The organism is Streptomyces sp. NPDC058001, assembly GCF_042886315.1.
Classification (GTDB): Bacteria; Actinomycetota; Actinomycetes; order Streptomycetales; family Streptomycetaceae; genus Streptomyces.
In genome coordinates this window covers 282,432-306,276 of sequence record NZ_JBHVQT010000008.1, presented here as the reverse complement: position 1 = coordinate 306,276, position 23,845 = coordinate 282,432, and the positions used below count along the sequence as shown (strand labels likewise).

Annotated in this window: 18 protein-coding genes; all 18 read left to right on the top strand. The window is 70.8% G+C overall.

What is annotated here, in order from left to right:
• Nucleotides 1-126: 126 nt before the first annotated feature.
• The 18 genes from ACFVT5_RS21700 to ACFVT5_RS21615 all read left to right on the top strand — a co-directional run bounded on the left by ACFVT5_RS21700 (nucleotide 127) and on the right by ACFVT5_RS21615 (nucleotide 23,829).
• Nucleotides 127-1,074 carry a beta-ketoacyl-ACP synthase III gene (locus tag ACFVT5_RS21700; RefSeq protein ID WP_389890183.1) on the top strand — a complete coding sequence of 316 codons (948 nt, stop codon included), beginning with the start codon at nucleotides 127-129 and terminating at the stop codon, nucleotides 1,072-1,074.
• Nucleotides 1,075-1,249: 175 nt separating this feature from the next.
• Entirely contained in the window at nucleotides 1,250-1,924 is a 675-nt protein-coding gene (locus ACFVT5_RS21695; protein ID WP_389890180.1) for a GntR family transcriptional regulator, read from the top strand.
• A 225-nt stretch (nucleotides 1,925-2,149) separates the two neighbouring features.
• Complete coding sequence (locus ACFVT5_RS21690) at nucleotides 2,150-3,331, top strand: ROK family protein (RefSeq protein WP_389890177.1); 1,182 nt, start codon at nucleotides 2,150-2,152, stop codon at nucleotides 3,329-3,331.
• A 294-nt stretch (nucleotides 3,332-3,625) separates the two neighbouring features.
• On the top strand, nucleotides 3,626-5,188 hold the full coding sequence (locus ACFVT5_RS21685) for a sugar ABC transporter ATP-binding protein (protein ID WP_389890174.1): 1,563 nt from the start codon (nucleotides 3,626-3,628) through the stop codon (nucleotides 5,186-5,188).
• Nucleotides 5,185-6,228 carry an ABC transporter permease gene (locus ACFVT5_RS21680; protein WP_389890171.1) on the top strand — a complete coding sequence of 348 codons (1,044 nt, stop codon included), beginning with the start codon at nucleotides 5,185-5,187 and terminating at the stop codon, nucleotides 6,226-6,228. Before ACFVT5_RS21685 ends, ACFVT5_RS21680 begins: the two co-directional genes overlap by 4 nt.
• Before the next feature lie 39 nt (nucleotides 6,229-6,267).
• Nucleotides 6,268-7,311: a substrate-binding domain-containing protein gene (locus ACFVT5_RS21675; protein WP_389890168.1), complete on the top strand. Its 1,044-nt coding sequence runs from the start codon at nucleotides 6,268-6,270 to the stop codon at nucleotides 7,309-7,311.
• 76 nt (nucleotides 7,312-7,387) lie between these two features.
• Entirely contained in the window at nucleotides 7,388-8,614 is a 1,227-nt protein-coding gene (locus ACFVT5_RS21670) for a Gfo/Idh/MocA family protein (protein WP_389890165.1), read from the top strand.
• Nucleotides 8,615-8,625: 11 nt separating this feature from the next.
• Nucleotides 8,626-9,630 (top strand): sugar phosphate isomerase/epimerase family protein, encoded by a 1,005-nt coding sequence (locus ACFVT5_RS21665; protein WP_389890162.1) that lies wholly within the window; start codon nucleotides 8,626-8,628, stop codon nucleotides 9,628-9,630.
• Between the two features lie 293 nt (nucleotides 9,631-9,923).
• Nucleotides 9,924-13,628, top strand: coding sequence for a ThuA domain-containing protein (locus tag ACFVT5_RS21660; RefSeq protein WP_389890159.1), 3,705 nt, complete (start codon nucleotides 9,924-9,926; stop codon nucleotides 13,626-13,628).
• 236 nt (nucleotides 13,629-13,864) lie between these two features.
• Nucleotides 13,865-14,992 (top strand): inositol-3-phosphate synthase, encoded by a 1,128-nt coding sequence (locus ACFVT5_RS21655; protein WP_389890156.1) that lies wholly within the window; start codon nucleotides 13,865-13,867, stop codon nucleotides 14,990-14,992.
• Nucleotides 14,989-16,218, top strand: coding sequence for an SCO3242 family prenyltransferase (locus tag ACFVT5_RS21650; protein ID WP_389890153.1), 1,230 nt, complete (start codon nucleotides 14,989-14,991; stop codon nucleotides 16,216-16,218). The genes ACFVT5_RS21655 and ACFVT5_RS21650 overlap by 4 nt, the downstream gene beginning before the upstream one ends.
• 136 nt (nucleotides 16,219-16,354) lie before the next feature.
• A complete protein-coding gene (locus ACFVT5_RS21645; RefSeq protein WP_389890731.1) occupies nucleotides 16,355-17,239 on the top strand; it encodes a sugar phosphate isomerase/epimerase family protein in 885 nt (294 codons plus the stop codon).
• Nucleotides 17,236-17,874, top strand: a complete 639-nt coding sequence (locus tag ACFVT5_RS21640; protein WP_389890151.1) for an EboA domain-containing protein — start codon at nucleotides 17,236-17,238, stop codon at nucleotides 17,872-17,874. Before ACFVT5_RS21645 ends, ACFVT5_RS21640 begins: the two co-directional genes overlap by 4 nt.
• On the top strand, nucleotides 17,874-18,722 hold the full coding sequence (locus ACFVT5_RS21635) for a TatD family hydrolase (protein ID WP_389890148.1): 849 nt from the start codon (nucleotides 17,874-17,876) through the stop codon (nucleotides 18,720-18,722). The genes ACFVT5_RS21640 and ACFVT5_RS21635 overlap by 1 nt, the downstream gene beginning before the upstream one ends.
• A 3-nt stretch (nucleotides 18,723-18,725) precedes the next feature.
• A complete protein-coding gene (gene eboE / locus ACFVT5_RS21630) occupies nucleotides 18,726-19,895 on the top strand; it encodes a metabolite traffic protein EboE (protein ID WP_389890145.1) in 1,170 nt (389 codons plus the stop codon).
• Nucleotides 19,892-21,331 (top strand): alkaline phosphatase family protein, encoded by a 1,440-nt coding sequence (locus ACFVT5_RS21625; RefSeq protein ID WP_389890142.1) that lies wholly within the window; start codon nucleotides 19,892-19,894, stop codon nucleotides 21,329-21,331. Before eboE ends, ACFVT5_RS21625 begins: the two co-directional genes overlap by 4 nt.
• Entirely contained in the window at nucleotides 21,328-22,506 is a 1,179-nt protein-coding gene (locus ACFVT5_RS21620; RefSeq protein WP_389890139.1) for a sugar phosphate isomerase/epimerase family protein, read from the top strand. Before ACFVT5_RS21625 ends, ACFVT5_RS21620 begins: the two co-directional genes overlap by 4 nt.
• 141 nt (nucleotides 22,507-22,647) lie before the next feature.
• A complete protein-coding gene (locus ACFVT5_RS21615) occupies nucleotides 22,648-23,829 on the top strand; it encodes an RNA-guided endonuclease InsQ/TnpB family protein (RefSeq protein WP_389890136.1) in 1,182 nt (393 codons plus the stop codon).
• Nucleotides 23,830-23,845: the final 16 nt, after the last annotated feature.

Below are 23,845 nucleotides of genomic sequence, written 5' to 3'. Positions count from 1 at the left end.
TGAAGCGCTGTCGAAGCCCACAAGGACTGCGCGCCAATACTGTCGCTTTACCTGCCGTCGTACTGGTGAGTCGCTGGCCAGACTGGAGAGTCCGTGATCTCACCGCACCCCAGGGGGACCCCGTACATGAGCGGCTCACGCATCACCGCCGTCGGCCACTACCAGCCCGCGGGTGTGCTCACCAACGCGGACCTCGCGGGCATGGTCGACACCAGTGACGAGTGGATCACCTCACGCGTGGGCATCAGGACCCGGCACATCGCGGGACCCGACGAGCCGGTGGACGAACTGGCCGGACACGCAGGGGCCAAGGCGCTCGCCGCCGCGGGTCTGGCCCCCGCCGACATCGACCTCGTCGTGGTCGCCACCTCGACCGCGATCGACCGGTCCCCGAACATGGCCGCGCGTGTCGCCGCCCGGCTCGGTGTGCCGGGCCCCGCCGCCCTGGACGTCAACGTCGTCTGCGCCGGGTTCACCCACGCACTCGCCACCGCCGACCACGCCATACGGGCCGGAGCGGCGACCCGCGCCCTGGTCATCGGCGCCGACAAGATGACCCAGGTCGCCGACTGGACCGACCGCACCACCTGTGTCCTGGTCGGCGACGGCGCGGGCGCCGCCGTGGTCGAGGCGTGCCCGCCCGACGAGGAGCCGGGCATCGGTCCGGTGCTGTGGGGATCCGTGCCGGAGATGGGCAACGCCGTACGGATCGAGGGCGAGCCGGCCCGGTTCGCACAGGAGGGGCAGAGCGTCTACCGCTGGGCCACCACCAAGCTGCCCCCGCTGGCCCGCCAGGCGTGCGAGCGGGCCGGACTCACGCCCGAGGACCTCGCGGGCGTCGTCCTGCACCAGGCCAACCTGCGGATCATCGAACCCCTCGCGGAGAAGATCGGCGCCGTCAACGCCGTCGTCGCCCGCGACGTCGTCGACTCCGGCAACACCTCGGCGGCCAGTATTCCGCTCGCCCTCTCCAAGCTGGTCGAACGCGGCGAGATCGGCTCGGGTGCGCCGGTACTCCTCTTCGGCTTCGGCGGGAACCTCTCGTACGCGGGGCTGGTCATCCGCTGCCCCTGATCTGCTGCCCCTGATCTGCTGCCCGTGATCCGCTGCCCGTGAGGTGGCGAGCCGGCCGGCGCCTGCCTGTCGGGCACATGTGACGAGCCCAACTCCCGCTCGCCCTACCCTTTCTGCGCGGTAGACTGTAGACAATAACCAATTGTTGGCGTCACCACCCAGGAGGGGGACCGCGATGTTGTCCCAAGGACTGCCCCAGGGAGCGGTGCCCCGCCTTGAGCGGCCGGGCCCTCTGCGTGAGCGGGTCTACGAGGCGTTGCTCGAACTCATCACGACCCGCGCCCTGCAACCGGGCCAGCACCTGGTGGAGTCCGAACTCGCCGGACACCTGGGGGTGTCACGGCAGCCGGTACGGGAGGCGCTGCAACGCCTCAACACCGAGGGCTGGGTCGATCTGCGGCCCGCGCAGGGCGCGTTCGTGCACGAGCCCACCGAGGAGGAGGCGGACCAACTCCTCACCGTACGCACCCTCCTGGAGGCGGAGGCGGCCCGGCTCGCCGCCGCCAAGGCGGGCTCGGACGGGATCGCCGCCCTCGAAGAACTCTGCGCCCGGGGCGAACAGGCCGTCGAGGACGGCGAGGTGGACCTGGTCGTCGCGACCAACGCCGCCTTCCACGCCAAGGTGATGGAACTGGCCGGGAATCTGGTCCTGTCCGAACTGGCCGGGCAGGTGGACCGCCGGGTGCGCTGGTACTACACGCCGGTCGCCCGGCAGCGCGGCCGGCAGTCCTGGATCGAGCACCGCGAGCTGATCGCGGCGATCGCCGGGCGCGACGAGCGGCGCGCCACCGAAGTGATGCGCGCCCATACGGAACACACGCGCACGACCTACCACGAGCGCGAGAAGTAGCCCCGCCCGCCGCTTTCGGCACCCCTTCACCCCGATTTGTCCTCAAGGGCCCTGTCCGTACAGGGCCCTTCGTGGTGTGCCTGCGTCCCGCTCTTTGTCCTGTGACTGGAGAAAGTCGTGGGTAATTCCCGCTCAACTTCTTCCCAGCCCGGCAAAGCACTGCTACGTTCCCCTCGAAAGCACGAAGAACACAGCCGAAGTGGCGGGGAGGGGCACGTGAGACGCATGACGGCTCGACCCGCGAACGCGCATCAGGCCAAGTTGCTCAGGCTGTTGCGCGACGGAGGCCCCAACTCCCGGGCCCAGCTGGGCGATCAGGTCGATCTCTCCCGGTCGAAGCTGGCCGTCGAGGTGGACCGGCTCCTGGAGACCGGACTCGTGGTCGCCGACGGACTCGCCGCCTCGCGCGGTGGCCGCCGCTCCCACAACATCCGGCTCGCGCCCGCGCTGCGGTTCCTCGGCGTCGACATCGGCGCCACCTCGGTCGACGTGGCCGTGACCAACGCCGAACTGGAGGTGCTCGGTCACATCACCCAGCCCCTCGACGTACGCGAAGGACCGGTCGCCGTCTTCGAGCAGGTTCTCGCCATGGCGGCCAAGCTGCGCGCCTCGGGACTCGCGGAAGGCTTCGACGGCGCCGGTATCGGCGTCCCGGGACCCGTCCGCTTCCCCGAGGGCGTCCCGGTCGCCCCGCCGATCATGCCCGGCTGGGACGGTTTCCCGGTCCGCGAGGCGCTCAGCCAGGACCTGGGCTGCCCCGTCATGGTCGACAACGACGTGAACCTGATGGCGATGGGGGAGCAGCACGCGGGCGTCGCACGCTCCGTGGGCGACTTCCTCTGCGTCAAGATCGGTACCGGTATCGGCTGCGGCATCGTCGTCGGCGGCGAGGTCCACCGCGGCACCACCGGCAGCGCGGGAGACATCGGCCATATCCAGGTCGAACCCGACGGACGCCCCTGCGCCTGTGGCAACCGGGGTTGTCTGGAAGCCCACTTCAGCGGCGCCGCGCTGGCCCGCGACGCCCAGGAGGCCGCCGAACAGGGCCGGTCCGCGGAGCTGGCGAGCCGCCTGGAGATCGCGGGGGAGCTGACCGCGGCCGATGTCGCCGCGGCGGCGTCGGCCGGCGACTCCACCGCACTCGACCTCATCCGCGAGGGCGGCAACCGCACCGGCCAGGTCATCGCCGGACTCGTCAGCTTCTTCAATCCGGGCCTGGTGGTCATCGGCGGCGGTGTGACCGGACTCGGCCACACCCTGCTCGCCGCGATCCGCACCCAGGTCTACCGCCAGTCGCTTCCCCTCGCGACCGGCAATCTGCCCATCGTCCTGGGCGAGTTGGGGCCCGCCGCCGGTGTCATCGGCGGCGCCCGGCTCATCAGCGACCACCTGTTCTCGCCGGCCTGACCGGCGCGCACCACGTGCACCAAACGTAAGAGCCGCACCACAGGCACTACAGGCACACCCGCTCCACAGGCACACACATCCGCTCTACCGGCACATCCGCACCACGTGCACACCCGCACCACGCGCAAGAGCCGCACCACTGACGCACCACCACAGCACCCGCGCACCTCAGCCCTGCCCTGGTCCCGCCTGCCCTGATCCAGCCCGCCCGTCCACCCCGTAACACACCCAGTCCCGCCCCGCGTACGTCAGCCCTGCCCTGAAACCGGCCGAACCGCCGAGGGGAACCCCGTCATGGCCCCAGAACCACCCCTGCTCAGCATGTCCGGCATCACCAAGTCGTTCCCCGGAGTCCGCGCGCTCGACGGCGTCGACCTGGAGGTCCTGGCGGGCGAGGTCCACTGCCTGCTCGGCCAGAACGGCGCCGGGAAGTCCACGCTCATCAAGGTCCTCGCCGGGGCCCACCAGCCCGACGACGGCGAGATCACCTGGCGCGGCGAGCGTGTCACCCTGAAGTCCCCGATCGCCGCGATGCGCCTCGGGATCGCCACCATCTACCAGGAACTCGACCTGGTCGAACACCTCTCGGTCGCCGAGAATGTCTTCCTCGGCCATGAGCCGACCACCGCCGGATTCGTCGTACGCGGCCGGGAGGCCCGTACCTCCGCCGCGAACCTGCTGCGCCGGCTCGGCCACCCGGAGATCGACCCGGCCCGGCTCGTCGGCGCGCTGTCCGCCGCCCAGCAGCAGGTCGTGTCCATGGCGCGGGCCCTCTCGCACGACGTGCGCCTCATCGTGATGGACGAGCCGTCGGCCGCCCTCGACCCCGACGAGGTCGACAACCTCTTCCGGATCGTCGGCGACCTCACCGCCGAGGGCGTCGCCGTCGTCTACATCTCGCACCGCCTGGAGGAGATCCGCCGCATCGGCCACCGGGTCACCGTCCTCAAGGACGGGCGGGCGGTCGCGGGGGGACTGCCCGCCGACTCGACGCCGACCCGCGAGGTCGTCGCCCTGATGACCGGCCGCAATGTCGAGTACGTGTTCCCGCCGCGCCCCACCTTCACCACCGAGCGACCGGCCCCGATCCTCACCGTCGAAGGGCTCGCCCGCGACGGGGAGTTCGAGCCCGTCGACCTCGAACTGCGGCCCGGTGAGATCGTCGGCCTCGCCGGACTCGTCGGCTCCGGACGCTCCGAGATCCTGGAGACCGTCTACGGCGCCCGCAAACCCACCGCGGGCCGCGTCCTCGTCGACGGCCAGCCGCTGCGCCCCGGCAGCGTACGGTCCGCCGTGCGCGCCGGACTCGGGCTCGCCCCCGAGGAGCGCAAGGCACAGGCGCTGCTGATGCTGGAGTCCGTCACCAACAACGTGTCGGTCTCCTCCATGTCCCGCTTCTCACGCGGCGGTTGGCTCGACCGGGGCGCCGAACGCGCCGCGGCCCAACAGGCCACCCGTGAACTGTCCCTGCGCCCGGACAACCCGGACGCCCGGATCCGCACCCTGTCCGGCGGCAACCAGCAGAAGGCGGTCCTGGCCCGCTGGCTGCTGCGCGGCTGCCGGGTCCTGCTCCTCGACGAGCCGACCCGCGGAGTCGACGTCGGCGCCCGCGCCGAGCTGTACGCCGTGGTGCGCCGCCTCGCCGACGACGGCCTCGCCGTCCTGATGGTCTCCAGCGAGGTCCCCGAAGTGCTGGGCCTCGCCGACCGTGTGCTGGTGCTCCGCGAGGGCCGGGTCGTCCATACGGCGCCCGCCCAGGAGCTGGACGAACACCGCGTACTCGACCTCGTCATGGAAGGAAGCCCCGTGCCCACGGAGTCCGCGTCCAGTCGAGCAGAAGGGAGCCCGACGTCATGACGCAGCCTGCCTCGCCCGCCCAGCAGGACGGGTCCGACACCGGACCGCGCCCCGCCCTCCGCAAGAACGAACCCGCGGACGGCCGCCCGTCGCGTCCCGTGTGGGCACGCGCCGACGCGCGCACCCTGTCCCTGCTCGGCGTGCTCGCCGCCCTCGTCCTGATCGGCGGCATCACCAAGCCCGACGAGTTCCTGGACACCAGGAACCTCCAACTGGTGCTCACCCTGTCGTCCGTCATCGGTGTCGTCACGGTCGGTATGACCTTCGTCATCATGAGCGGCGGCATCGACCTGTCCGTCGGTGCGATCGTCGCGCTCTCCTCGGTCTGGGCGACCACCCTCGCCACCCAGGAGTACGGCTTCGTGGGCGTCCTGTTCACGGCGGTACTCGTCGGTCTCGGCTGCGGACTCGTCAACGGGCTGCTCATCGCGTACGGAGGAATGGTCCCGTTCATCGCCACGCTCGCCATGCTGGCGTCGGCGCGCGGACTTGCCCTCCAGATCACCGACGGCAAGACCCAGGTCACCAGCATCGACAGCATCCTGAACCTGGGCGAGCGGGACTCCTACGTCCTCGGTATCCCGCCCCTGGTCATGGTGTTCGCGGCCGTCACGATCGTCGGCTGGCTCGTCCTGAACCGCACCACCTTCGGCCGCCGCACCGTCGCCGTCGGCGGCAACTCCGAGGCGGCCCGGCTCGCCGGTATCGACGTCCGGCGTCAGCGGCTCTACCTGTATCTGCTCTCCGGGCTGTGCTGCGGCATCGCGGCCTTCATGCTGATCATCCTGTCCGGCTCAGGGCAGAACACGAACGGCAATCTGTACGAACTCGACGCCATCGCCGCGGCGATCATCGGCGGCACCCTCCTCAGCGGCGGCCGGGGCACCATCGTCGGCTCGGTGCTCGGGGTCCTGATCTTCACCACGATCACCAACATCTTCGCCCTGAACAACCTTCAGAGCGACGTCCAGCAGATCGCCAAGGGCGCGATCATCGTCGCCGCCGTCCTGGTCCAAAGACGCACAGCTTCCACTACCTAGCCCGGCGCTCGCCACCCTCAAGGGAAGTAGGCCATCGACATGCCACAGATTCCGAGTCGCAGAGGAATCCTCTTCGGTACCGCCGCCGTGGGCGCGGGCGCCTTCCTCACCGCCTGCACCAGCAATGACCCCAAGTCGGAGAACACCGCGTCCGCGACCAACCAGCCCGCGGCCGACGACAAGCCCGGCAAGCAGGTCACCATCGGCTTCGCGGGACCGCAGGCCGACCACGGCTGGCTCAACGCGATCAACGACAACGCCAAGAACCGCGCGAAGAAGTACTCGGACGTCACGCTGGAGATCACCGAGGGCTCCAACGACACGGCCGCCCAGATCGGCCAGATCGAGACGCTGATCAACAAGAAGGTCGACGTCCTCGTCATCCTGCCCGCCGACGGCAAGGCCCTCACCCAGGTCGGCCTCAAGGCGATGCGTGCCGGCATCCCGGTCGTCAACCTCGACCGGATCTTCAACTCCCCGCAGGCGTACCGCTGCTGGATCGGCGGCGACAACTACGGCATGGGCTTCAACGCCGGGCAGTACATCGGCGAGAAGCTGAAGGACAAGCAGGACGCCAAGGTCGTCGAGCTGGCCGGCATCGACAACCTGGAGCTGACCAAGCAGCGCACCCAGGGCTTCGACGACGCCCTCAAGAACTACCCGAACATCAAGAAGGTCGCCCGGCAGGCCGCCGAGTTCACCGTCGAGTCCGGCCAGGCCAAGATGGCGCAGCTGCTCCAGGCGCAGAAGCAGATCGACGCGCTGTGGAACCACGACGACGACCAGGGCGTCGGCGCCCTTCGCGCCATCGACCAGGCCGGGCGCGACGAGTTCCTGATGGTCGGCGGCGCGGGCGCGCTCTCCGCCTTCGAGGCGATCAAGGCCGACAACGGCGTCCTGAAGGCCACCGTCCTGTACCCGCCGACGATGGCCGCCTCCGCGATCGACCTGGCGCGCGCGCTCGGCCAGAGCAAGGGCGTGTCCGGCATGGCCGAGTTCGAGATCCCGGCCCAGATCACGCTCTACTCGGCCGTCGTCGACAAGGACAACGTCGACCAGTACATGCCCACCGGCTTCAAGTAGACGCGCGCGCCCGCCCCCACACAGCAGTCATGGCGTCGCGGATGTGGATGACGCCGATGATAAGGAGGACATCCGTATGGCCCCGAAGGGACAGTCGGAGCAGGCCGACAGCGGCACCGAGGCCGGGAAGCCACCCCTGGGCGTGGGTATGGTCGGTTACGCCTTCATGGGCGCCGCCCACTCCCAGGGCTGGCGCACCGTCGGGCGGGTCTTCGACCTGCCGCGGCGGCCCGTACTCGCCGCCGTCTGCGGCCGTGACCGGGAGGCCGTGACCGTCGCGGCCGACCGGCTCGGCTGGGCCGCGGCCGAGACCGACTGGCGTGACCTGATCGCCCGGGACGATGTCGACCTGGTCGACATCTGCACCCCTGGCGACAGCCATGCGGAGATCGCCGTGGCCGCGCTGGAGGCGGGCAAGCACGTGCTGTGCGAGAAACCCCTCGCCAACACGGTCGAGGAGGCGGAGGCGATGGTGGCGGCGGCCGAACGGGCCCGCGCCCGGGGCCAGGTCGCCATGGTCGGTTTCAACTACCGGCGGGTGCCCGCGACCGCGCTCGCCCGCCGGATGATCGCCGAGGGGCGTCTCGGCACCCTGCGGCACGTCCGGGTCAGCTATCTCCAGGACTGGCTGGTCGACCCCGAGTTCCCGCTGACCTGGCGGCTGCGCAAGGACACCGCGGGCTCGGGCGCACTCGGTGACCTGGGCGCCCACATCATCGACCTCGCCCAGTTCCTCGCGGGCGAGCCCCTGGTCGGCGTCTCGGCGGTCACCGAGACATTCATCAGGGAACGGCCGCTGCTCGACGGGGCGTCGGCCGGACTCAGCGGCACCGGCGGCGGCAGCGGACGCGGCCAGGTCACCGTGGACGACGCGGCCCTGTTCACCGGGCGTCTCGCCTCCGGCGCCCTGGCCTCCTTCGAGGCGACACGGTTCGCCGCGGGCCGCAAGAACGCGCTCCGCATCGAACTCAACGGCGAGCTGGGCTCGTTGGCCTTCGACCTGGAACGGCTCAACGAACTCTCCTTCCACGACCACACCGAACCCGGTGTGAGCGCGGGATTCCGCCGCATCCTGGTCACCGAGCCCGACCATCCCTATCTCGACGCCTGGTGGCCGCCGGGCCATGGGCTCGGCTATGAGCACACCTTCGTCCACCAGGCCCGTGACCTGGTCCACGCCGTCGCCGAGGGCACCGCCCCCGAGCCCTCCTTCGCCGACGGACTCCAGGTGCAGCGCGTCCTTTCGGCCGTCGAGGAAAGCGCGGCCAAGAACTCCGTCTACACCTCCGTTCCGGCGGCCTAGGAGGCCAGGTCATGCCACGCTCGTTCACGCTCTTCACCGGTCAGTGGGCCGATCTCCCCCTGGAGGAGGTCTGCCGGCGCGCCCGCGACTTCGGCTACGACGGTCTGGAACTCGCCTGCTGGGGCGACCACTTCGAGGTCGACAAGGCGCTGAGCGACCCGTCCTATCTGGACTCGCGCCACGCCCTGCTCGACAAGTACGGCCTCAAGTGCTGGGCGATCTCCAACCACCTGGTCGGTCAGGCCGTCTGCGACAGCCCGATCGACGAGCGCCACCAGGGCATCCTGCCGTCCCGTATCTGGGGCGACGGCGAGCCCGAAGGCGTACGGCAGCGGGCCGCCGCCGAGATCAAGGACACCGCCCGTGCCGCCGCCGCGTTCGGCGTCGACACCGTCATCGGCTTCACCGGCTCCTCCATCTGGCACCTCGTCGCGATGTTCCCGCCGGTGCCGCCCGGCATGATCGACCGGGGATACGAGGACTTCGCGGAGCGCTGGAACCCGATCCTGGACGTCTTCGACGCCGAGGGGGTCCGCTTCGCGCACGAGGTGCACCCCAGCGAGATCGCGTACGACTACTGGACCACGCACCGCGCCCTGGAAGCCGTGGACCACCGGCCCGCGTTCGGGCTGAACTTCGACCCCAGCCACTTCGTGTGGCAGGACCTCGACCCGGTCGGGTTCCTCTGGGACTTCCGGGACCGCATCTACCACGTGGACTGCAAGGAGGCCCGTAAGCGCCTCGACGGCCGCAACGGGCGCCTCGGCTCCCATCTGCCGTGGGGCGATCCCCGGCGCGGCTGGGACTTCGTGTCCGCGGGGCACGGCGACGTGCCGTGGGAGGACGTGTTCCGGATGCTCCGCTCCATCGACTACGGCGGTCCGATCTCCGTCGAGTGGGAGGACGCCGGCATGGACCGCCTCCAGGGCGCACCGGAGGCCCTGGCCCGCCTCAAGGCATTCGACTTCGAACCCCCGACGGCCTCCTTCGACGCCGCGTTCGGCGGTAACGACTAGCCGTTCCGGCGTATGTCCCGCCGCGGTGGATTCGCCGCCGCGGCGGGAACCAACTCCATGACCAGGCAGGGCCGCCCGGTGCGCTGTACGCCACCGGGGGATCCCGCCTGCCCGGGGACTGCTTTGTCCTGCGGCTGGAAAAAGTTCAACTTCTCTGCTGCGCAAGGGCTATCCGGCCCTGACAAAGACAGCTACGGTCCCTGAGTTGTACAGGACACGCACGGTTCCGGGGTGACGGCGCACCCCGGCGTATCGCACCCGCCCGTACGGCCCACCCCTCCCGGAGGGAATTCGTGCACAGAAAACGTCTGAGACTGCGAAAGACACTCGCACTCTTCACCGGCTCACTTCTCGCAGGCGCCTCACTCGCGCTGGCCGCGCCGCCGGCCTCCGCCCACGACCCGGAACCGGCCCAGCCCCCGGCCGCGGCGGCCGAGGACTTCCAGCAGGTCACACTCGCCAAGGGCGAGGAGGAGACCGGCGAGCCCATGTCGCTCGCCGTGCTTCCCGACCGCAGCGTGCTGCACACCTCGCGCGACGGAACACTCCGCCTGACCGACTCCGACGGCAACACCGAGGTCGCCGGCAAGCTGAACGTCTACAGCCACGACGAAGAGGGCCTTCAAGGCGTCGGCGTCGACCCCGGCTTCGAGACGAACCGATTCATCTACCTGTACTACGCGCCGCCGCTGAACACCCCGGCCGGCGACGCCCCCGAGAACGGCACCGCCGCCGACTTCGCCCCCTTCGACGGCGTCAACCGGCTCTCCCGCTTCGTCCTGAAGGCCGACGGCACCCTCGACGCGGCCAGCGAGAAGAACGTCCTCGAAGTCAAGGCGACCCGTGGCCTCTGCTGCCACGTCGGCGGCGACATCGACTTCGACAAGGACGGCAACCTCTACCTGTCGACCGGCGACGACACCAACCCGTTCGCGTCGGACGGCTACACGCCGATCGACGAGCGGGCGGGCCGCAACCCGGCGTTCGACGCGCAGCGCAGCTCCGGCAACACCAACGACCTGCGCGGCAAGATCCTGCGCATCAAGGTCAAGCCGGACGGCTCGTACGACATCCCCGAGGGCAACCTCTTCGCCCCCGGCACCGACAAGACGCGCCCCGAGATCTACGCGATGGGCTTCCGCAACCCGTTCCGGATCAGCGTCGACAAGCCCACCGGCATCGTCTACGTCGGCGACTACGGACCCGACGCGGGCGCCGCCGACCCCAAGCGCGGCCCCTCCGGCATGGTCGAGTTCGCCCGGGTCACCGAGGCCGGCAACTTCGGCTGGCCGTACTGCGTCGGCAAGAACGAGCCGTACGTCGACTACGACTTCGGCACCAAGCAGTCCGGCGCCACCTTCGACTGCGCGGCGCCGAAGAACACCTCGCCGAACAACACCGGACTCACCGATCTGCCGCCCGCGCAGGAGGCGTGGATCCCCTACGACGGCGGTTCCGTCCCGGAGTTCGGCTCCGGCTCCGAGTCCCCGATGGGCGGCCCGGTCTACCGCTACGACCCGAACCTCGACTCCCCGGTGAAGTTCCCCGAGGCGTACGACGGCGACTACTTCGCCGGCGAGTTCGGCCGCCGCTGGATCAAGCGGATCGAGCAGGACGGCAACGGCACCGTGCAGTCCATCAACCCGTTCCCGTGGTCCGGGACCCAGGTGATGGACATGGCCTTCGGCCCGGACGGCGCCCTCTACGTCCTGGACTACGGCATCTCCTGGTTCGGCGGTGACGAGCACTCGGCGCTGTACCGCATCGACAACGTCACCGACGGACACGCGCCCACCGTCGAGGCCAAGGCCAACAAGACCTCGGGCCAGTCCCCGCTGAAGGTCTCCTTCACCTCGACCGGAGCGGACGCCGACGGTGATCCCCTCACCTACGCCTGGGACTTCGGCGACGGAACCACCGCCACCGGCGAGAACGCCCAGCACACCTACCGCAAGAACGGCACCTACTCCGCCAAGGTCACCGTCGACGACGGCACCGGACGCACCGGCCGTGCCAGTGTGCGGGTGGTGGTAGGCAACACCGCGCCCACCGTCACCCTGGAGTCCCCGGCCAACGGGCACCTCTTCAACTTCGGCGACAAGATCCCGTTCAAGGTGAAGGTCACCGACCCCGAGGACGGAAAGATCGACTGCTCCAAGGTCACCGTCCGCTACATCCTCGGCCATGACAGCCACGGCCACCCGATCACCTCGGCGACCGGCTGCGAAGGCACCATCACCGCACCGGCCGACACCGAGCACGACCCCAACGCCAATATCTTCGGCGTACTCGACGCGGAGTACACCGACAACGGCGGCGGCGGCCAGGAGAAGCTGACCAGCCACGCCCAGGTGCAGCTCCAGCCGCGCCACCGGCAGGCCGAGCACTTCACGGGCCAGCAGGGCATCAAGACCTACGACAAGGCCGCGGCGAACGGCGGCAAGACCGTCGGTGACATCGACGACGGCGACTGGATCTCCTTCGAGCCGTACAACCTCACCGGCTCCAAGAAGCTCACGGCCCGGATCTCCTCCGGCGGCGCGGGCGGCTATCTGGAGGTCCGGGCCGGCGGCCCGAAGGGCACCCTGCTCGGCTCCACGCCGGTCCCGGTGACCGGTAGTTGGGAGACCTTCCAGAACGTCGACGTACCGCTGCGCAACGTCCCCAAGAAGACCACCGAGCTGTACCTGGTCTTCAAGGGCGGCGCCGGAGCGCTCTACGACCTCGACGACTTCGAGATCTCCGACCAGGCGCCGGTCAAGAACGCCAAGCGGATCCTGGTCTTCTCCAAGACCGCCGGATTCCGCCACGACGCCATCCCGGCCGGCGTCAAGGCGCTGACGGACATCGGCAAGGACAACGACATCACGGTCGACGTCACCGAGGAGGCCAAGCAGTTCACGTCCAGCAACCTCGCCCGGTACGACGGTGTGGTGTTCCTGTCCACCACCGGTGACGTGCTCAACGCCGATCAGCAGAAGGCGTTCGAGAACTACATCGGCTCCGGCGGCGGCTACATGGGCGTCCACGCGGCGGCCGACACCGAGTACGACTGGCCCTACTACGGCAAGCTGGTCGGCGCGTACTTCGACTCGCACCCGCAGATCCAGAAGGCCACCGTCCGGGTACCCGAGCACGACCACCCGGCCACCAAGGGCCTCAGCGACGCGTGGGAGCGCACCGACGAGTGGTACAACTACCGCACCAACCCGCGTGACAACGCCCGGATCCTGGCCACCCTCGACGAGACCACCTACCAGGGCGGCTCGATGAAGGGCGACCACCCGATCTCCTGGTGCCAGTCCTACGGAGGCGGACGCTCCTTCTACACCGGACTCGGCCACACCAAGGAGTCGTACGACGAGGCCGCCTTCCGCGGACACCTGCTCGGCGGGCTGAAGTACGTCACCGGCCAGGAGAAGGCCGACTGCAAGCCCCGCACCGGCTACCGGGACCTCTTCAACGGCCACACGCTCGACGGCTGGAAGCAGGCGGGCCCCGGCAAGTTCACCGTCCAGGACGGGGTGCTGAACACCGAGGGCGGCATGGGTCTGCTCTGGTACCAGGCCAAGGAGTTCAAGTCGTACTCCCTGAAGCTGGACTGGAAGATGCAGGGCGACGACAACTCCGGCGTCTTCGTGGGCTTCCCCGCATCGGACGACCCCTGGTCGGCGGTGAACAAGGGCTACGAGATCCAGATCGACGCGACCGACGCGCCGGACCGGACCACCGGATCCGTGTACTCCTTCAAGTCGGCCGACATCCAGGCACGTGACCGAGCGCTGCGCCCGCCGGGCCAGTGGAACAGCTACGAGATCCGCGTCCAGGGCGAACGCCTCCAGGTGTTCCTCAACGGAGTCAAGATCAACGACTTCACCAACAAGGACCCGGAGCGGAGCCTGGCCAACGGCTACATCGGGCTCCAGAACCACGGAGCGAACGACCATGTGTCGTTCCGCGACATCCAGCTCAAGGAACTGCCCGTGAAGGGCGACTAGAACGGCGGCGGGCGGGGGACGCCGGACTCCCGCCCGCCGTCCCCCCTCCCCTTCCGGCACCCGCACCACGCACGTCCCGGGCATCGGTGTCCGGTGCTCCCCTCGGACACCGGTGCCGGGCACCCCCCGCCGGGCCGCTTGTCCCGGCACCCCCGCGCGCGGGCGCCCGCCCGCGCCACGGCGGTGCCCGGCATCCCCGTCCGGCTTCCGGTTCGCGTACGACAAGGAGGCTGCCCATGTCCGCCGAACCTTCCGCTTCCCTTCCCCGTATCGGTGTCTGGCTGATCGGCGCACGGGGCTCCGTCGCCACCACCGCGGTCGCCGGATGCGCGGCCGTCACCGCCGGACTGCACCCCCCGACCGGCATGGTCACGGAGACCGACCCCTTCGCCGGGAGCGCCCTGCCACCGCTGTCCTCACTGGTCTTCGGCGGCCACGACACCGTCGACTGCCCGCTGCCCAAGCGCGCCGAGACACTCGCCGCGTCCGGTGTGCTGCCGCACGGACTGCCGTCCGCCGTACGCGCCGAACTCGCCGCCGCCGACCACGAGATCAGAACCGGCGGCCCACTGCCCGGCGACACCCGCACCGAGGACGAACTGATCGAGACGTTCGCGGGCGACATCCGCGACTTCGTCCGACGCGGCCGACTGGCCCGCGCGGTCGTCCTCAACGTCGCGTCGACCGAACCCGTACCCGAGGGATCCGCGCTGCCCGCCAGCTCTCTCTACGCGGCGGCGGCCCTGCGCGCGGGCTGCCCCTACGTCAACTTCACCCCGTCGGCCGGACTGCACCACCCGGCACTCACCGACGAGGCCCACGCCAGTGACCTGCCCTACGCGGGACGCGACGGCAAGACCGGGCAGACCCTGCTGCGGTCCGTGCTCGGGCCGATGTTCGCGCAGCGCGCGCTGCGGGTCCTCGCCTGGTCCGGCACCAACCTCCTCGGCGGCGGCGACGGCGCCGCGCTCGCCGACCCCGCTGCCGCCGCCGCGAAGAACGCCGGCAAGGAACGTGCCCTCGCCGACACGCTCGGCACGGTCCCCCAGGGCGAGACGCACATCGACGACGTGCCCGCGCTCGGTGACTGGAAGACCGCCTGGGACCACATCGCCTTCGACGGGTTCCTCGGCTCCCGGATGACCCTCCAGACCACCTGGCAGGGCTGCGACTCGGCACTCGCCGCACCCCTGGTCCTCGACCTCGCCCGGCTCCTCGCCCGCGCCCACGAGGCCGGGCTGCGCGGACCGCGCCCCGAACTCGGCTTCTACTTCAAGGACCCGGACCCCGGGTCGACCTCGGCGCTCGCCGAACAGTACGGCGCCCTGGTGCGGTTCGGGCAGCGGCTCGGGAGCGGCATATGAGCCGCGGTGGACTCGGGGCCGTGGGGGTCGTGCTGCTCGGCGGCGCGGTCGCCGTCGCCGTGGCGATGACGGCGGGGGTCGCGGGACGCGCACGGCCCCGCCGTGACGCGCCCGCCGAGGACGGGGTCACCCCGGCGCCGTCGCCCCGGCCCGTGGACGCCCTCGTCCAGGAACAGGAACCGGCGGCCCCCCGACCTGGTACCGGAGCCTCCGTATCCGCCTCCGCTTCCGGTCTCGGCCGCCCTGCCGACTGGGTCGAACTCCTGCGCCTGCCCGCCCTGTTCACCGTCCCCGGCGACGCGCTTGCCGGAGTCGCGACCACCGGACGGCGCCCCGGCCGCCGCACCCTGTACGCCATCGGCGCCTCGCTGTGCCTGTACGAGGCCGGGATGGCGCTCAACGACTGGGCCGACCGCGCCGAGGACGCAGTGGAACGCCCGCACCGCCCCCTGCCCTCCGGCCGGATCCGGCCCGCCGCGGCCCTCGCGGCGGCCGGCGCCCTGACCGCGGCCGGACTCGCGCTCGCCGCCCGCGCCGGGCGCCCGGCCCTCGCCGTCGCCGGAGCCCTGGCGGCCACCGTGTGGGCGTACGACCTCGGGCTGAAGCACACGCCCGCGGGGCCCGTCGCAATGGCGGCGGCCCGCGGCCTCGACCTGGCGCTCGGCGCCGCCGCGACCGGCGGACGGGCCCGGGACGTCGCGCCGTCCGCCGCGCTGCTCGGCGCCCACACCCTCGCGGTCACCGCCGTGTCCCGCCACGAGGCCGACGGCGGCTCCTCCGCCGTCCCCCTCGCGGCGCTCGCGGCGACCGCCGCCCTGGCGCACACGGCCGGCTTCCGGGCCGGTGGCGCCACCACCCGACTCCCGGCAGGCCGACGAGTAGCAGCCGCTCTCGGCCTGCCGGGCTCCACCCCCGCACCCGCTCCCGGCAGGCCGGACTCCACCCCTGTCCCCGCGCCCGGCCTGCCGGGTCCCACGCCCGCCCCCGACCCGCTGCGCGCCGCACTCGCCCTCGTCTACTTCGCGACGGCCGCCCGCCCCCTGTGGCACGCCGTCCTGAACCCCTCACCCCCGCTCACCCAACGCGCCGTCGGCGGCGGGATCCGCGCCATGATCCCCCTCCAGGCAGCCCTCGCGGCCCGCGCCGGCTCCCCGGCGACAGCCCTGGCCACAGCGGCACTCGCCCCGGCGGCCCGCACCTTCGCGAAGCGGGTGAGCATCACATGACCCCCACCGACCACCGGTCGCCCGGATGTTCGTCGCCCGTCTCATCGGCACGGCCGTACGGGGCCCTGAGACGACCGCCCCTGAGATCCGCGCCGCCCCCGGCGCCCCGCACCTTCGCGAAGGCGGTGAGCAGCACATGATCCAGCGCATCCGCTTCGGGTACGGCACCAACGGGCTCACCGATCTGCGGCTCGACGACGCCCTCGGGATGCTGGCCGATCTCGGGTACGACGGGGTCGGACTGACGCTCGATCACATGCATCTCGACCCGCTCGCCCCCGACCTCGCCACCCGTACCCGGCACATCGCCCGGCGGCTCGACGCGCTCGGACTCGCGGTCACCGTCGAGACCGGCGCGCGCTATGTGCTCGACCCCCGGCACAAACACGGTCCCTCGCTGCTCGACCCCGACCCGGAACGCCGGGCGCTGCGCACCGGGTTGCTCACCCGTGCCGTCCAGGTCGCCGCCGACCTCGGCGCCCACGCCGTGCACTGCTTCAGCGGGATCACCCCGGACGGTACGGACCCGGACACCGCCTGGCAGCGGCTCGCCGACACGCTCGGCCCGCTCGCCGACCTCGCCGCACGCGACGGCGTCCCGCTCGCCGTCGAGCCCGAACCGGGCCATCTCCTCGCCACGCTCGCCGACTTCCACCGGCTGCGCAGCGCCCTCGGTAGCCCGGAATCCCTCGGCCTCACACTCGACATCGGCCACTGCCTGGTCGTCGAGCCGGAGCCGCCCGCCGACTGCGTACGGGCCGCCGCGCCCTGGCTGCGGCACGTCCAGATCGAGGACATGCGGCCCGGCGTTCATGAGCATCTCCCGTTCGGCGACGGCGAGATCGACTTCCCGCCCGTGCTCGACGCCCTCGCGGCCACCGGCTACCAGGGGCTGACCGTGGTCGAGCTGCCCCGCCACTCCCACGCGGGACCCGACTTCGCCGAACGCTCCCTCGCCTTCCTGCGCGCGGCGGCCCCCCAGGCGGCCGTACGCCTTCCCGTTCCAGGAGGTACCCCGTGACCGCATCCCGGGCCGCGGTCCTCCGCGACCAGCTCGGCGCCGCACTCCCGGACCCCGCGCGTGCCTGGCTGGACCGCGCCACCCAGGCGGCCACCGCCGCCGACGCCTCCTGGGAACTCCGCTTCGCCGAGGCCGGCCGCCGCTGCGGCCCCGAACACGCCGACGCCGCCCGTGTGTTGCTGCTGCACACCGCGCACGCCGACACGCACACGCTGGCCCGCCTCTACGACCAGGGCACCGCCGCCGAACGCCGCGCCGTCCTGCTCGCCCTGCCCGACCTCGCCACCGGACCCGACGCGCTGCCGCTGGTCGAGGACGCCCTGCGCACCAACGACACCCGCCTGGTCGCCGCCGCCGTCGGACCCTACGGCGCCGCCCACCTCGACCCGCACGCCTGGCGGCACGCCGTCCTCAAGTGCCTGTTCACCGGCGTACCGGTCGCCGCCGTCGCGGACCTCGCGCGCCGCGCCCAGGGCGACGCCGAACTCGCCCGGATGCTCCGCGACTACGCGAGCGAACGCACCGCCGCGGGCCGTCCCGTACCCGACGACCTGCACCACGTCCTGACCCTGACCGCCCCCACCCCCACGGTCGTCACCCCCACGGCCACCGCACGGCACGGCGAGGAGTCCTGATGCGCATCTTCGACCCCCACATCCATATGACGTCACGGACCACCGACGACTACCAGGCCATGTACGCGGCAGGTGTACGGGCCGTCGTGGAACCCGCGTTCTGGCTCGGCCAGCCCCGCACCTCACCGGCCTCGTTCCTCGACTACTTCGACTCTCTGCTCGGCTGGGAGCCCTACCGCGCCGCCCAGTACGGCATCGCGCACCACTGCACGCTCGCCCTCAACCCCAAGGAGGCGAACGACCCGCGCTGTCTGCCCGTCCTGGACGAACTGCCCCGCTATCTCGTCAAGGACAACGTCGTCGCGGTCGGCGAGATCGGCTACGACTCGATGACCCCCGCCGAGGACACCGCGCTCGCCGCCCAGTTGCAGCTCGCCGCCGACCACGAGCTGCCCGCCCTGGTGCACACCCCGCACCGCGACAAGCTCGCCGGACTGCGCCGCACCCTCGATGTCGTCGCCGAATCGGCGCTGCCCGCCGACCGGGTCCTGATCGACCACCTCAACGAGACCACCGTCAGGGCGGCCAAGGACGGCGGCTGCTGGCTCGGCTTCTCGGTCTACCCGGACACCAAGATGGACGAGGACCGCATGGTCGCGATCATCGAGGAGTACGGAACCGAGAAGGTCCTCGTCAACTCGGCCGCCGACTGGGGCAAGAGCGACCCGCTGAAGACCCGTAAGGTCGGCGACGCCCTGCTGAAGGCGGGCTTCAGCGACGACGACGTGGACCTGGTGCTGTGGCGCAACCCGGTCGCCTTCTACGGACTCAGCGGCCGGCTCGCCCTCGATGTGACGGACACCGACACCACCCATGAGGGCAATTCCATCCTCCGTGGCGGTGCGTGAGCCATGCGCTTCCGGCACCCGGACGGCTCCACCGTCCACCTCGCGTACTGCACCAACGTCCACCCGGCCGAAACCCTGGACGGTGTCCTGGCACAACTGCGCGACCACTGCGAACCCGTCCGCAAGCGCCTCGGCCGCGACCGTCTCGGCATCGGCCTGTGGCTCGCCAAGGACGCCGCCCGCGCCCTCAGCAGCGACCCCGTCGCGCTGCGCGGCCTGCGCTCCGAACTCGACCGGCGCGGCCTCGAAGTGGTCACCCTCAACGGCTTCCCGTACGAGGGATTCGGCGCCGAAGAGGTCAAGTACCGGGTATACAAGCCCGATTGGGCCGACCCCGAGCGCCTCGCCCACACCACCGACCTGGCCCGGCTGCTCGCCCAGCTCCTTCCCGACGACGTCGCCGAAGGCACCGTGTCGACGCTGCCCCTGGCCTGGCGCACCGCCTACGACGCGCCACGCCCCGACGCCGCCATCGCCGCGCTCCGCACCCTGGGTGAACGCCTGGACGCGCTGGCCGAGTTGACGGGCCGCTCCATCCGTATCGGTCTGGAGCCGGAGCCGGGCTGTGTCGTGGAGACCACCGCCGACGCCATCGCCCCGCTCACCGCCGTCGGCCACGACCGCGTCGGCATCTGCGTGGACACCTGTCACCTCGCCACCTCCTTCGAGTCCCCGGGCACCGCCCTGGACGCCCTGGCCGCCGCCGGAATCCCGGTCGTGAAGTCGCAGCTGTCCGCCGCGCTGCACGCCGAACAGCCCCATCTGCCCGAGGTCCGCGAGGCGTTGGCCGCGTTCGACGAGCCCCGCTTCCTGCACCAGACCCGCACCCGCACCGCGGCAGGACTGCGCGGCACCGACGACCTCGGCGAGGCCCTGAACGGCGAGGCCCTGCCCGACGCCTCACCCTGGCGCGCCCACTTCCACGTGCCGCTGCACGCGGCCCCCGCCGCGCCCCTCACCTCCACCATGGCGGTCCTGGGGGACACCCTCCAACGGCTCGTCGGCGGACCCCGGCCCCTCACTCAGCATCTGGAGGTCGAGACGTACACCTGGCAGGCCCTGCCGCCCGAGCTGCGGCCCCGGGCCCGCGCCCAGCTCGCCGACGGCATCGCCGCCGAACTCACCCTGGCCCGCGACCTCCTGACGGACCTCGGCCTGAAGGAACTGCCATGACCGCACCGCACACCCCGCCCGAGCCCGGCGGGCCCCAGCCGCTCCTGGTGATCGACGTCGTCGGCCTCACCCCGAAGATCCTCGACCACATGCCCCGCCTCAAGGCGCTCGGGCAGAGCGGCTCGCGCGCCCCGCTGGGCACCGTCCTGCCCGCCGTGACCTGCGCCGCCCAGTCGACGTTCCTCACCGGCGCGCCACCCGCCGAACACGGCATCGTCGGCAACGGCTGGTACTTCCGCGAACTCGGCGACGTCCTCCTGTGGCGCCAGCACAACGGCCTCGTCGCCGGCGACAAACTCTGGGACGCCGCCCGCCGCGTGCACCCCGGCTACACCGTCGCCAACATCTGCTGGTGGTACGCGATGGGCGCCGACACCGACTGGACGGTGACGCCCCGGCCCGTGTACTACGCCGACGGCCGCAAGGAACCCGACTGCTACACCCGGCCCCCGGCCCTGCACGACGAACTCACCGAGAAACTGGGCACGTTCCCCCTCTTCCACTTCTGGGGACCCGGCGCCGACCTGGTCTCCAGCCAGTGGATCATCGACGCGACCCGGCACATCATCGCGACCCGCCACCCCGACCTCGCCCTGTGCTACGTCCCGCATCTCGACTACGACCTCCAGCGCTACGGCCCCGACGACCCGCGCGCCTTCTCCGCCGCCGCCGAACTCGACCGCGCCCTCGCACCGCTCCTGGACGACGCCCGCGCCGAGGGCCGCACCGTCGTCGCCCTGTCCGAGTACGGCATCACCCGCGCCGACCGGCCCGTCGACATCAACCGCGCCCTGCGCCGCGCCGGACTCCTTGAGGTGCACACCCAGGACGGCATGGAGTACCTCGACCCGATGGCGTCACGCGCCTTCGCGGTCGCCGACCACCAGATCGCCCATGTCTACGTCCGCCGCCCCGAGGACCTGGACGCCACCCGCGCCGCCCTGGCCGACCTCCCCGGGATCGAGCAACTCCTGGACGACGAGGGCAAGAAGGCGCACCAGCTCGACCACCCGCGCGCCGGGGAACTCGTCGCCGTCGCGGAACCCGACGCCTGGTTCACGTACTACTACTGGCTCGACGACGCCCAGGCACCCGACTTCGCGCAACTCGTCGAGATCCACCGCAAACCCGGCTACGACCCGGTCGAACTGTTCATGGACCCCCAGGACCCCTATGTCCGGGTCAAGGCCGCGGGCGCGCTCGCCCGCAAGAAGCTCGGTATGCGCTACCGCATGGCGGTCGTCCCCCTCGACCCCGCGCCGATCCGCGGCAGCCACGGCCGACTGCCCACGAGCGACGCCGAAGGGCCGCTCATCCTGTGCTCCACCCCCCGCGCTGTCGAGGGCCGCGTCGCGGCCACCGACGTGAAGTCCCTGCTGCTCCACCTCGCCGGCCTCGCACGAGGCAACCCTCCAGTCGAAAGAGAGAGACCGTGACCGCGTTCAACGATGAATCCGGTAGTGGCGACGCCCTGCGCCGCACCCTGGGCGTCGACCGCCGACGCTTCCTGAGTACCTGTACCGCCGTGGGCGCGGCGGCCATCGCCGCGCCGGTCCTCGGCGCCTCACCCGCCTTCGCCTCGGGCAAGGGCAACGACAGCGCCGAGACGGGGAAGGGCAACGGCAAGGGCCATGACCTGGTCCCCGCGGGCAGGCGCGGCATCATCCTCTACACCGTGCGGGACGCCACGGGCCGCGACCCGCTCGCCAGCGACCTGCCCTCCGGTTTCCGCGAGGTCTTCAAGCAACTCGCCCGCTACGGCTACAAGCAGGTCGAGTTCGCCGGCTACGGGCAGCACGCCAACGCCCCCGGCGGCAACAACCTTGAGTCCGTCGCGGGCGCCAAGCTGCTGCGCTCCTGGCTCGACGAGTACGGGCTGCGCGCCCAGGGCAACCACGGCTTCATCCCCGGCTCCTGGCCGCTGAGCACGCCCGATCTGGACACCTTCAAGCGGCACCTGGAAATAGCCAACATCCTCGGCATGGACCACATGGGCACCGGTGGCGACCCCACCGGCAGCTCGTACCGCGCGGACTGGGACGTCGCGGCCGACAAGTGGAACGCGCTCGGTGCCATCGCCCGCCGTGAGGGCATCAAGCTGTACACGCACAACCACGACGCGGCGTACGGCTTCCTGCTCGACGGTGGCCCGCTGGACGCGCAGGGCCGCCCGACCCGCAGCTCCGGCATCCGCAAGCTGGAGTACTTCCTGAACGGCACCGACCCGAAGAACGTGTGGCTGGAGATGGACATCTTCTGGGCACACGTCGCCCAGTACAAGTTCCACACCTACACCGCCCACGACGGCTCGCAGCGCGAGAACGTCTTCGACCCGGCGAAGCTCGTCTCCCGCAACAACAAGCGCTACCCGCTGTTCCACGCCAAGGACGGCACGGTCAACGCCACCAACGGCATGGGCTACGACATGGTGCCGTTCGGCACCGGTGACATCGACTACACGAAGTTCTTCTCCCGCGTGGGCCAGAAGAACTACCACAACCCGATGGTCGAGCAGGACAACGCGCCCAGCTCCACCGTCCCGTCGCAGTCGCTCGACTACGCGAAGATCGGCTACGACAACATGGCCGCTCTGCGCGACCGCGACTGCTGAACCATCCGGTAGCGACAGACAAAGCCGTGCGGCCTCCCGGAGCACTCCGGGAGGCCGCACGGCCGTCACCACAGCTCAGACGGTCGCGGAGACGTCCCGGTCACTAGTTGGGATGGTAGTTTGTGAGACGTGGCCATTCTTGTGAAGCGGGCGTTCAAGTACCGCTTCTACCCGACCGATGCGCAGGCAGCGGAGCTGTCACGCACCTTCGGGTGCGTGCGGAAGGTCTACAATTTGGCCCTCGCCGCCCGCACTGCGGCGTGGGCGCGTCAGGAGCGGGTCAACTACAACGCCTCGTCCGCGATGCTGACCGCGTGGAAGAAAACTGAGGAACTCGCCTACCTGAACGAGGTGTCCTCGGTGCCACTCCAGCAGGCTTTGCGGCACTTGCAGGTCGCCTTCGCGAACTTCTTCGGCAAGCGGTCGAAGTACCCGCGCTTCAAGTCCCTTAAAAAGTCTCGGAGGTCGGCGGAGTACACCACCAGTGCCTTCCGCTTCGCCGACGGCAGGCTAACGCTGGCGAAGATGGCCGAGCCGCTGGCGATCGTGTGGTCCCGGCCGTTGTCGGAGGGGGCGCGGCCGTCGACGGTGACTGTGTCGCAGGACGCGGCCGGCCGCTGGTTCGTCTCGATGCTGTGCGAGGACCCCGCTGTCGTGCCGCTGCCCGCCACCGATACGGCGGTCGGCATGGATGCGGGCCTCGATCACCTGGTGACCCTCTCCACCGGGGAGAAGATCGCCAACCCGAGGCATGAGCGCCGCGACCGCGCACGCCTGGCCGTAGCCCAACGGGCACTGTCCCGCAAGGCCAAAGGGAACGGCGCCAACCGGGCGAAGGCCCGGCGCAAGGTCGCGAAGATCCATGCCCGTATCGCCGACCGTCGCCGTGACGGTCTTCACAAGCTGACCACGCGTCTCGTGCGTGAGAACCAAACGCTCGTGATCGAGGACCTCACCGTCCGCAACATGGTCAAAAACCGCAGCCTCGCCCGCGCCATCTCCGACGCGGCATGGCGGGAACTGCGGAGCATGCTGGAGTACAAATGCGCCTGGTACGGAAGGAACCTCGTGGTCGTGGACCGCTGGTTCCCTTCATCCAAGCTGTGCTCCACCTGCGGCGCCTTGGCTGACAAGATGCCGCTCAGCGTCCGTACCTGGACGTGCGCCTGCGGGGCGTTCCATGACCGGGACGTGAACGCGGCGCAGAATCTTTTGGCCGCCGGGCTGGCGGTGACGGTCTGGGGAGCTGGTGTAAGACCTCAACGGAGAACTCCGGGCGGGCAGTCGGCGATGAAACAGAAACCCTCACAGCGTGAGCCGTGAGAATCCCCCCTCCGCG